This window comes from Pseudomonas sp. BGI-2, assembly GCF_004310295.1.
Classification (GTDB): Bacteria; Pseudomonadota; Gammaproteobacteria; order Pseudomonadales; family Pseudomonadaceae; genus Aquipseudomonas.
In genome coordinates this window covers 46,341-58,322 of sequence record NZ_SISB01000045.1, presented here as the reverse complement: position 1 = coordinate 58,322, position 11,982 = coordinate 46,341, and the positions used below count along the sequence as shown (strand labels likewise).

The window sequence follows — 11,982 nt, the reverse complement described above, 5'->3', positions numbered from 1 at the left end:
TCTCGCGGAGTAACTTGTGATGCTGATAATCTTGTTGACTATCAGTCTGACTCCACAAGCACCCACACGAATTGCTTGATTCAGTTGTTAAAGAGCGGTTGGTTAAGATCTTTCGTCTCAACCGAGGAGCGCACTCTACAGCACGCTCTCTCAAACTGCAACCCTTAAAAGCTCATGATTTCATTATCAAAATCAATCACTTAAGCTGAAGTCAGCATCAAGCTACTCGTCAGCGGGAGGCGAATAATACACGATCAAAATACGTGGTCAACCCCCGTCTAAAAATTCTTTTCCTTACCAAAGAACCCAGGTTGCCACTATGAAAACATCCAAGGTCCGTACAAAGCATATAAGGCAGTAGAGAACCCAGACCACATCGTCACTGAAGCACCCCTTGATTCGTGGACGCTGTCTGCCAGTCGCCACCGTCAGCTCTGGCTAGAAAACAGCGTCCCACGAAGAATCGCTAGCCGCCCAGAAACAGACGCTGAAAGGAGTCACATCTATGGAAATCCCCTTTTCTCAAATCAGCGAGCGTTTGAACAACCGCCGATTTACGGTAGCGGACAACGCCCACGGGTTATCCGGCGCAGGCACGGTGTTTCATTACCATGTCGAGGAAGATAGTCGCGTCGTCCCAGTCGGGCCCGGAAACACAGCGGGATGAAACCAGCGTCATGATGCCCATGGTGGCAGCATCCAGTTCGATCAGCAGTGCATGTGAGTGGATTCGACTTCGTCAAAGCGATCAAGGCGACCGGTCGCAAACAGCTGATCATCGCCGGCGTCGTGACCGACGTTTGCGTAACCTTTCCGACGCTGTCGGCCCTGGCCGAGGGGTTTGAGGTGTTCGTGGTCACGGACTCTTCCGGCACTTTCAACACCACGTGCAACAGGTTGCGTGGACCCGCATGACGCAAGCGGGTGCGCAAATGATGAACTGGTTCTCGGTAGCCTGCGAGTTGCAGGGCGACTGGCGCAACGACATTGAAGGCTTGGGCAATCTGCTGTCCCAGCGCATTCCGAACTACCGGAACCTGATGATCAGCTACTCGGTATTTACTGCGCGCCAGGCTTAAAGCCTTACTCGCAAAAACCAAAGCCCGCTTTAGCGGGCTATTGGCATGGCGTAAAGGTGAGCCTCAATCGAATTTTGAATATTTTTAATTAGGCAAGAAACGCAATCGAGTCGGCCCGACTACTATCGAAAAAGTTTTCTTTCAGTGTGAAATAACCATGTCCATTACCGGATAGCGCCACCGCTCCTCAATCCTTGCATCATCGGCGCGATAACCAAGCGCAATAACGAGCGGAATAACAGATCCCCGCGGAAGTCTCAGGAGCCTGGCAACCTGAGAGGCAGAAAAACCTTCCATGGGACAGGAGTCGATGCCTTTCGCTGCCGCCGCAAGCATCAGTGTCTGCGCAGCGAAGATGGCATTGCGCGCGGCCCACTGCCGACCGCCGATATGACCGATGGGAATCAGGGACAAAGTGGGCCGAATCAGTGCCGCAAGGAGAACAAGCGGTGACCACAGTGCGGAAGAACCTACTCCAAGGATTTTTTGAAACATCCCAACTTGTTTTCGGTAATAAGCTTTTGAGTCTTGTTCCAGCGTAAGGGAGCTTTCAACATGCGCGAGTTGCGCTCGGGCTGTACGTAGTCCTAACGCGGGATTGGCCACAACGACAATAAAGTCTGCTGCTGATGCGGCTGCTTTCTGTCCGTTGCAGGCCGTTGCGATACTGGCTTTCAAGGCCGGGGCTCGAATCCAGTGCAGCTCATAAGGCTGCATATCCCCGCTTGAGGGTGCAAAAGCCGCTTCAGCGAGCAGCGCATGAACCTCATCCTCTGGGATGGGAACGGAGTTGAATTTGCGAATCGTTCTGCGAAAACGATTCGCAGCCTGGAAGGCGTCCCAAGGACGTACGAAGTCTTGTGTGTTCATCGTTCAAATATCTCAAGGACAGAAGGCGCGTTGTGTTTTCACCCCTCAAATCGTAAGTTAAAGCTTATATTGTAAAAACTCATGTTCTGGGGCCTTCCGTGAGCAAAAGCCGATCGACCGTCAACCCCAGGAAAATCCCCTCCCAAGCGCGTTCTCGTGCCACGGTCGATGCGATTATTCAAGCGGCGACTTGCATTTTGACCAAGGTTGGCTGGGAGGGTCTGACAACAAACGCAATTGCCGAGCGTGCCGGCGTCAATATTGGTTCGCTGTACCAGTTCTTCCCGAACAAGGAGGTGGTGATTGCCGAGTTACAGCGGCGTCACGCCGTGGCAACGCGTGCAGATCTGTTAGAGGCGTTAGAGGTCTTGCCGCACCAGCCCTCTCTTCGAGGCGCGCTGACGCTTATTGTCGAGATGATCGTCAATGAACACCGCGTTGCGCCAGCGGTACACAAAGCCATTCACGAAGAGTTGCCGCGCACGGTACGACACCTGCCGGAGGACAATGATCAGCTTCGCAGACAGTTCTCGGATGTACTAAAACCGTTTATGAGTCACGTGCCTGATCCTGATCTGTCGATCTATCTGATGAGCATTGCAGCGCATGCAATCATCCACACCGTGACTGCTGACCAGCCAAAACTGCTTGGGCATCCAGGTTTTGTTACTGAGGTGGTGATCCTGCTGGAGAACTATCTATGCCGGAGTCAGCTGCAAGATGAAACGCACACACCTGTGAGGTCGCAGACTGACGCCAGTGCACGCCCAACGCTTGCCTCCAGGCCTGAGACATAAACGTTATCGACAAAGCGGTTTCGACTAGAAGCGCGCTACTTTCGCCGGAGCCCACCATTGAATGGCAACGTGCCGATTTTGTCTCGCCCGTGCCTCGCGCATGCACTCTGCGTTACTTGCGAATAACGTTCCAGCTTGTTGAACGAGTTTGCGCCACTCGGTACTGGTAATCAGGCCCTCGCACTCCATGTCGTCAGCAGACCTCAATAGCCTGTCGTACCTGTCCTCTGCATCGATGCGGTTTTCGGAGAGTGTAAAGAGCTCTTGCCAGGTTGTTAGGGCCAGCCTTCTTCGCGCCTCTTTCATCATGCTCCCCCCGGTTGTCGTAGGAAGTAGATATCAACAGCGCTCACGCGTTCAATTTAACTTGACTGCATCCAAAGAGCGCCGGCTATGTTCGCCAGCGAACAGACGAACAGCCCTCCAAGTCTCCACACTGAAGCTGAAAAGCTACGTCCACCAGGCGCTGCTCGGGGCTGGCGCACTGCGTTGGCGCACCTATCAAAACGCACGCAAATGCAATGCGTTTTCAGGCTCAAGACCTTATGAACAGCATATGGACACGCATACAGAAGGTATTTTCCCGCTCGTCCGGCTTTTGGCGAAGCCGACAGTTTCCCCGACCCCGATTCGAATACGAGCCCATATTGCGCTCGGAGCTATTCAGCGCCGACCAGATGGCCAGTCACGGCATCGCCCTGGCCGGGCAGCATCGCCTGACCACGCTGTCCGCACGGGATTCGATGCTGCACAGGCTCGATGATAACGAGGAGCTGCTCAAGCGCAGCTGCACGGCGCTGTCCAACGCGCAACTGTCCAGCCGACGCGTGACTCCGGCAGCGGAATGGCTGCTGGACAATTACTATCTGGTCGAGGACCACATCCGCACCGCCAGAACGCACCTGCCCAAAGGCTATAGCCGTGAGTTGCCACGCCTGATCAACGGCCCGTCTGCGGGGCTTCCTCGAGTCTATGACATCGCTCTGGAGACCATCTCCCATGGTGACGGTCGAGTCGATGAGGAAAGTCTGAGCCGCTTCATTCTTTCCTATCAGACAGTGATGCCCCTTGCGCTGGGCGAACTGTGGGCGATACCGATCATGCTGCGTCTGGCGCTGATCGAAAACCTGCGGCGAGTGGCCTCGCGGGTGATGGCCAACGCCGATGATCGCAATCTGGCTGATGACTGGGCCGAGCGCTTGATCGAAACCTCAGAACGAGACATCAAAAACGTGGTGCTGACCGTTGCCGACATGGCCCGCTCCGCACCGCCGATGACCCCCGCCTTTGTCGCCGAATTCACCCGCAGCCTGCAGGGCCAGAACGCAGCCCTGGCTCTGGCGCTGAACTGGATCGAGCAGATGCTGAGTGAGACAGGCTCCAGCATCGAACGTCAGGTGCAGCTCGATGCGCAACAACAGGCGGCGGATCAGGTGTCCATCGGCAACAGCATCGGCAGCTTGCGCCTCTTGTCCGCCACTGACTGGCGCGAGTTCGTCGAGTCGATGAGTCATGTCGAACAGATTCTCAATGAAGACCCGGCGGCGATCTACCGGGCGATGGATTTCAAAACCCGTGACAGCTACCGGCATGTCATTGAACGCCTTGCTCGAAGAAGCCCCCAGCACTCGGAAATCCAGGTCGCCCGCGCCGCGATCAATCTCGCTGCAACCGGAACCGCCTCAGTCTCTTGCGAGTTGCTGGCCCGCCATGTCGGGTATTACTTGATTAGCGCAGGGTTGCCGACGCTGGAGCGACGGCTCAACGCCCGGGTACCGCTTCATGAGCGCTGGAAACGGTTATTGCAGCAGTCACCATTGATGTTTTATCTGGCGCCTGTGGCTTTTCTGACGCTCATCTTCGCCTGGCCTCTACTGGCCTCTGCGCAGCGCGACGGGCTGCCCGATTCAGCGCTTCTGATGATGGCGATTCCATGCCTGATCATGACCAGCCGACTGGCGATCAGCCTGATCAATTGGCTGGTGACTTTCAGTATGTTGCCGACAACTCTGCCGAAAATGGATTTCGCCAACGGTATTCCCGATGAGGCGCGAAGCCTTGTAGTGATCCCGACGCTTATCGCCAGCCCGACAGATGTGGACGAATTGGTGGAAGGTCTTGAAGTGCGGTTTCTCGCCAACCGCGACAGCAACCTGTATTTCGCGTTGCTCAGCGATTTTCTGGATGCGACTGAAGAGTCACAGCCGCAAGACGCCGAGTTGCTGACACGGGCCCGCCGTGCAATCACCCTGCTCAACCGAAAATACGCGGACGGACTCAGCGACCGATTCTTTCTGTTGCATCGGCCGCGTCGCTGGAACGCGAGCGAACGCGTATGGATGGGTCACGAGCGCAAACGCGGCAAGCTGATTGAACTCAACGCCCTGTTGCGCGGCAATGGACTGGATCGTTTCAACGCCATCGTCGGCGACATCACACCATTGCGAGGGGTGCGTTATGTGATCACGCTGGACACCGACACCCTGCTGCCGCGCGATGTCGCTCGCCAATGCGTGGAGGCCATGATGCACCCGTTGAATCGTCCGTTGTTCGACAGTGCGGGCGAGCAAATCATTTCCGGGTACGCGGTGTTGCAACCGCGAGTGGGCATCAGCCTGACCAGCGCCACGCGGTCGATCTACGCCCGCCTGTTTGGCAGTGATGCCGGCGTCGATCCCTACACTCGGTCGGTATCGGACGTTTACCAGGACCTGTTCCAGCAAGGCTCCTTCATCGGCAAGGGCATCTACGACGTGGACGCGTTCACCTGCGCTCTGGAAGGTTGCTTGCCGGATAACCAGATTCTCAGCCACGACCTGATCGAAGGTTGTTATGCACGATCCGGCCTGCTCAGCGACGTGCAGGTCTACGAGCAATACCCCTCGCGCTATGGTGCCGATGTCAAACGACGGCATCGCTGGGTCCGCGGTGACTGGCAACTGCTGCCGTGGACACTACCTTGGGCGCGCAACGCCGATGGCAAATGGGTGCGCAACAGACTGAGCGTCATGGCACGCTGGAAGATTCTGGACAATCTGCGACGCAGCCTGGAACCGCTAGCGCTGTTGCTGATGTTTGCATGGGGGTGGTTTGCCAGCAGTCAGCCATTGAACTGGACCCTGACAGTCATCGGTTTGATGGTGATTCAACCGTTGCTTCGCGCGGTGACCGATCTGATGCAGCCTCCCGCCGATGTGCCCTACGGACAATACCTCAGGGCGCAGCTGGGTGATCTGGCACAGGATCTGGCCCGGGCGTGTCTGACGCTCGCCTGGCTGCCTTTCGAGATGTTCTACAGCGCCGATGCAATCCTGCGCTCGCTCTGGCGAATCGGCTTCAGCAGGCGCCGGCTTTTGCAATGGCAGCCCTCGCGCGAGGTGGAGCGCACCACCGATAATCAGCTGCTTGGCCTCTATCGCCAGATGGGGATCGCGCCGGTGTCGGCCCTGATCTCACTGGCCCTGCTGGCGAAGGATCCGCAGACGCTGGCCATCGCCAGTCCGCTGCTGTTGTCGTGGCTAGCGGGCCCCTGGATCGCTTGGTGGCTCAGTTCGGCACCCAGGCAGTCGGAGTTCGCACCGTCGACGGCGGATTTGCGCTTCCTGCGAGTGCTGGCGCGCAAGACCTGGGCATTCTTCGATCAATACGTCGGGCCTCAGAATCACTGGCTGCCGCCGGACAACGTGCAGGAAGAACCCAGGCCTGCCATTGCCCACCGCACCTCGCCGACCAATATGGGCATGTCCCTGCTCGCCCACCTGGCCGCTCACGATTTCGGCTACTTGAGTACCGAACGGCTGCTGTCCCGGCTTGCGGCGTCGTTGGACAGCATGGACGGACTGGAGCGTTATCGGCAGCACTTCTATAACTGGTACGACACGCAGACCCTCGAGCCGTTGCGTCCGCATTACGTCTCCACCGTCGACAGCGGGAACTTGGCGGGACTGCTGCTGACCTTGAGCACCGGCATTGCGCAACTTGCGGACGCCCCAATGTTCGGCCCTACCGTGATCAAGGGCCTGCGCGATACCCTGGATATCCTTGCAGACTCCCAGCGCGCCGCGGGCGCGGATGAAAACGCCCTGAACCAATTGAGTGAAGGCCTTGAACATGCCTCGCAAGCGGCGACCACCGAGGCGCTGGCAGACCTGCTACAAACGGCTCACATCACGATCACAAGCAAGCTAGCGGACACCGACAAGGAAAGCCTCTACTGGCGAGAAGCGTTTGCCCGTCAATGCATCGACTGGACAGAAGAACTGCAGCGCTATCAACTCCCTGCCCGCCTGGTCACGGCTGAGTCGCCATGCACCTTGCGCCAGTTGGCAGGTCTGAACCCCGCCGACTGGACCGTCGACCATCATCCTCAAATCGAGCGGGTGCGCAGTGACGCCGGGAAGCGTCTGGAGACCCTGGAGCGTCTGGCGCTATTAGCGACGTCGTTGGCGCAGATGGATTTCTCGTTGCTTTACGACAACCAGCGTGACCTGTTTGTCATCGGTTACAACGCCGAGGAGCGCAGGCTCGACACCGGTTACTACGACCTGCTGGCGTCCGAGGTGCGGCTGACCAATTACGTGGCCATCGCTCAAGGACAAATCCCCCAACGTGCCTGGTTCACCTTGGGAAGGCTGCTGAGTGAAAACGCTGGCGTACCAACGTTGCTGTCCTGGTCGGGCTCGATGTTCGAATACCTGATGCCAATGCTGGTGATGCGCAACTTTGAGGGCAGCCTGCTGGACCAGACTTGCCGCGCCGCCGTGTCGGTACAGATCGAACATGGCAACAGACTGGGCATTCCCTGGGGCGTTTCGGAATCGGGTTACTCCACCGTCGACGCGCACTTCAATTATCAATACCGCGCCTTCGGCGTTCAGGCCCTGGGGCTCCAGCGCGGGTTGAGCAATGACGTCGTGATAGCGCCCTACGCCAGCGCCCTGGCGTTGATGGTCGATGCCGATGCGGCCTGCAAAAACCTGCAACGCCTTGCCCAGGGCTCCTCTGGACGTTTCGGTCTGTATGAAGCAGTAGATTACACCGAGGCCCGCTTACCGCGCGGCCAACACTTCACCGTAGTTCGGTCGTTCATGGCTCACCACCAGGGCATGAGCTTGCTGGCCTTGACCAGCCGACTGCTCGATCAACCCATGCAACGGCGATTCGAGGCCGACCCGGCGTTGCGATCAGCCCTGCTGCTGCTACAGGAGCGCGTACCAAAAGCCGCCGCGCCGTACCTGCAAACCACACAGTCGCCCGTACTCGGCGATGTTGGCCAAAGCAAGGACACCGGGCTTCGGGTGTTCACTGATCCAGGACGCAAACGTCCGGCCGTGCAATTACTCTCCAACGGTCGCTACCACGTCATGCTGACCAGCGGCGGCGGTGGATATAGCCGGCACAATGAAATGGCCGTCACCCGTTGGCAGGAGGACACCTCACAAGACAATTGGGGGATGTTCTGCTACCTGCGCGATGTCCAGACCAACACGGTCTGGTCGGCGGCGCATCAACCGACGTTGCATAAACCTGAGAGCCATGAGGCAATCTTCTGCGATTCCCGTGCAGAGTTCCGTGCGCGCAACCTGGATTTCGACACGCATCTGGAGATTGTTGTCTCACCTGAAGACGACATCGAACTGCGCCGCCTGCATGTCACAAACCTAGCCTCATCGGCCAAAACACTGGAGATCACCACCTACGCCGAAGTCGTGCTGACATCCCCAGCCAGCGACGCGATGCACCCGGCATTCAGCAAGCTGTTTGTGCAGACCGAATTACTGCCTGCGCTTCAGGCCATTGTGTGCAGCCGCCGCCCCCGCGCCAGCGATGAACCAACGCCGTGGATGTGCCATTTGCTGGCGGCACACGGGGTGGACATTGATGCGATCTCGTACGAAACCGATCGCGCCCGGTTCATCGGCCGAGGACGCAGCCTTGTGTCACCTGCCGCCCTTGATGCCAATTGTCAGCGCTTATCAGGAAGTGCAGGCCCTGTGCTCGATCCGGTGGTCGCGATTCGCTGCAGGATTACCCTGCAACCCGGCCAGCAGGCCACTATCGACTTGGTCACCGGCGTAGCCGACAACCGTGACGGCTGCCTCTATCTCATCAACAAATACCGCGACCGCCACCTCGCTGACCGGGTGTTCGACCTGTCCTGGACCCATAGCCAGGTGCTTCTGCGTCAGCTCAATGCCTCGTTGTCCGACGCCCGTCTGTTCGAGCAGATGGCCTCGTCGTTGCTGTATGCGAACGCCTCGATGCGCACCGACAATGCGGTGCTGATTACCAATCGCCGCAATCAGCCGGGACTCTGGGGTCAGGCCATTTCCGGCGACCTGCCCATTGTTTTGCTGCAGGTCCAAAGCCTGGACAACATCGCCTTGGTGCAGCAGCTGATTCAGGCCCACGCCTACTGGCGACAAAAAGGCCTGGTGGTCGATTTGCTGATCTGGAACGAAGATCAGGCGGGTTATCGCCAGCAACTGCAAGACGCGATCATGGGCCTTATCACCTCAGGCAGTGAAGCCACTCTGCTGGATCGCCCGGGCGGGATCTTTGTGCGCCCCGCGCAGCAGATGTCGAATGAAGATCGCGTGCTGTTCCTCTCGGTTGCCAGGCTGGTGCTGAGCGAAGATCTGGGCAGCCTTGCCGAACAGATTCACCGCCGCAAAGTATTGCCGGTGCACGCGTCGTTTGTTGCGACCCGCAATTATCAGGCTCGGTCGGCATCGGTACCACCTAGCCCTCCCTCGCTGCTGCTGAGCAACGCATACGGCGGCTTCAGCGACGATGGCAGTGAGTACATCATCGACGGGCTGGCGACCCATCCGACACCCGCGCCCTGGGTTAACGTGATTGCCAATGCACACCTGGGCACGGTGGTCTCGGAAGCCGGCAGTGCCTATACCTGGGCCGAAAACGCCCACGAATTTCGCCTGACTCCCTGGCACAACGACCCGGTCACCGATCGCAGCGGCGAAGCCATTTACCTGCGTGATGAAGAGACCGGGCACTTCTGGTCTGCAGCGCCTCAACCCTGCCCCGGACAAGGCCCGTACCGGACCCGTCACGGTTTCGGTTACAGCGTGTTCGAACATGAAGAAGATGGCATTTACAGCGAGCTGTGGATCTATGTGGCGCTGGATGCGCCGATCAAGTTCTCGCGGCTGTTGCTGAGCAACCGCTCGGGACGCAGCCGATCATTGTCAGTCACTGGGTATGTGGAATGGGTACTGGGCGATCTGCGCAGCAAGTCGGCGATGCATGTGGTCACCCAATCGGATCCCGCCAGCGGAGCCTTCTTCGCCCGCAACGCTTACTCGGTGGAGTTCTCCGAGCGGGTGGCGTTCTTTGACACCGACACCGTCGATCACGGTGTCAGCGGTGACCGTACCGAATTCATTGGCCGCAGTGGCACCCTCGCCTCACCGGCGGCGATGCAGCACGCCGGGTTGTCCGGGCGCATGGGGGGCGGTGTGGACCCTTGTGCCGCCCTGCAAGTGTCGGTTGACCTCAACGATGGCGACAGCAAGGAAGTCATCTTGCGCCTGGGGGCTGCCTCTTCCAGCAACTCCGCTACCCAGCTGGTGCAACGCTATCGGGGCAGACTGGCGGCCGCAGCGGAGCTGCAGAAAGTACGGGAACACTGGCGCTCATTGCTCGGGGCTATTCGTATAGAAACGTGCGCGCCTGCGGTTGATGTCATGATCAACGGTTGGTTGATGTATCAGGTCATCGCCTGCCGTTTCCAGGCCCGAAGCGGCTACTACCAGTCAGGGGGCGCCATCGGTTTTCGCGATCAGTTGCAGGACAGCATGGCGATGATCCATGCCGATCCGGCAGCCATGCGGGCGCATCTGTTGCTGTGCGCCGGCCATCAATATGTGGAAGGCGACGTGCAACACTGGTGGCACCCGCCGATGAATCGAGGGGTTCGCACTGCCTGCTCCGATGACTTTTTATGGCTGGTGGCCGCCACCAACCGCTATGTTGAAATGACCGCAGACGTGGGTGTACTGGAAGAGACCGCCGGGTACCTGGAAGGACGTCAACTCGGGGCCGGCGAAGAGTCCTACTATGACCTCCCCGGGGTGTCGCACCTGCGAGAGTCCCTGTATCGACACTGCGTGCGTGCCATCGAACATAGCCTGCGTCGCGGCGATCACGGACTGCCGCTGATGGGCTCCGGTGACTGGAACGACGGCATGAATCGCGTCGGCCATCTGGGTGCAGGTGAAAGTGTCTGGCTGGGTTTCTTCAGCTACCAGGTGTTGGAGCAATTCGCGGTGACCGCCCGCCTGCACGGTGATCACGAATTTGCCAAGCGTTGCAGCGACGGCGCGGTGACACTGCAACGCAACCTCGAACAAAGCGCCTGGGACGGCGCCTGGTATCGCCGTGCCTGGTTCGATGACGGGCAACTGCTCGGCTCGGCGAGCAATGAAGAATGTCGTATCGATTCCATTGCTCAAAGCTGGTCAGTGCTGTCAGGGGCCGGCTCTGCGGTGCGCCAGATCCAGGCCATGCAGTCTTTGGATGAGCATCTGATCAAACGTGACATCCGCGCCGTGTTGCTGCTTGATCCTCCGTTTGACAAGGGCGCCCTGGACCCGGGCTATATCAAGGGCTACGTGCCTGGCGTGCGCGAGAACGGAGGTCAGTACACCCATGCTGCCGTTTGGGCGGGCATGGCGTTTGCGCAGTTGGGTGAAGCCGGCAAAGCGTGGGAACTGTTGAACCTGATCAACCCCGCCGACCCTGCCAACAATGCTCAAATCGACACCTATAAGGTTGAGCCCTATGTCATGGCCGCGGATGTCTACGGCGCCGCTCCCCATGCCGGGCGTGGTGGCTGGACCTGGTACACCGGTTCTGCCGGCTGGATGTACCGGCTGATAGTCGAGTCATTGCTGGGCGTACAACGCAGCGGCCGCACGCTTAGAATCGAACCGCTGATACCCGTCGATTGGCCGGGCTTTACCTTGCACTACCGCTTCGGCAAAACCCTCTACCATTTTGATGTGCGTCAGGGCAGTTCGACCTTCACCTCCATGACCCTCGACGGCCAGCCATTGCGTGACGCTACGCTGACACTGGATGACGACGGCCTGGAGCGTTGGGTTCGGGTGGATTGCCGCGCCCGATCACCCAGGCCTCAGGCGCTGGAATACGAGCGTGCCGCCGATGAGTAGACATTGATCACCAACCTTGGCGTGCATGGGAGTAACCTGAGC

At 58.7% G+C, this 11,982-nt stretch carries 3 protein-coding genes and 1 pseudogene; 3 read left to right on the top strand and 1 reads right to left on the bottom strand.

The genetic code is table 11. The features are described 5' to 3' along the window. Positions 1-732 precede the first annotated feature (732 nt). Positions 733-1,079 (top strand): annotated as a pseudogene (locus EYC95_RS25040) (isochorismatase family protein); the annotation flags it as partial. 141 nt (positions 1,080-1,220) lie between these two features. Here EYC95_RS25040 and EYC95_RS25035 read toward each other — a convergent pair. Beyond that, positions 1,221-1,949 (bottom strand): nitroreductase family protein, encoded by a 729-nt coding sequence (locus EYC95_RS25035; RefSeq protein ID WP_131062702.1) that lies wholly within the window; start codon positions 1,947-1,949, stop codon positions 1,221-1,223. Between the two features lie 98 nt (positions 1,950-2,047). Here EYC95_RS25035 and EYC95_RS25030 point away from each other — a divergent pair, with 98 nt between their 5' ends. Next, complete coding sequence (locus EYC95_RS25030) at positions 2,048-2,746, top strand: TetR/AcrR family transcriptional regulator (RefSeq protein ID WP_131062701.1); 699 nt, start codon at positions 2,048-2,050, stop codon at positions 2,744-2,746. 545 nt (positions 2,747-3,291) lie between these two features. Then, positions 3,292-11,940 (top strand): GH36-type glycosyl hydrolase domain-containing protein, encoded by an 8,649-nt coding sequence (locus EYC95_RS25020; protein ID WP_131062700.1) that lies wholly within the window; start codon positions 3,292-3,294, stop codon positions 11,938-11,940. Positions 11,941-11,982: the final 42 nt, after the last annotated feature.

Excerpts from the sequence above, each read along its gene's own strand:
- EYC95_RS25035 (WP_131062702.1), bottom strand. The coding sequence starts at position 1,949 with ATGAACACACAAGACTTCGTACGTCCTTGGGACGCCTTCCAGGCTGCG.
- EYC95_RS25020 (WP_131062700.1), top strand. The coding sequence starts at position 3,292 with ATGAACAGCATATGGACACGCATACAGAAGGTATTTTCCCGCTCGTCC.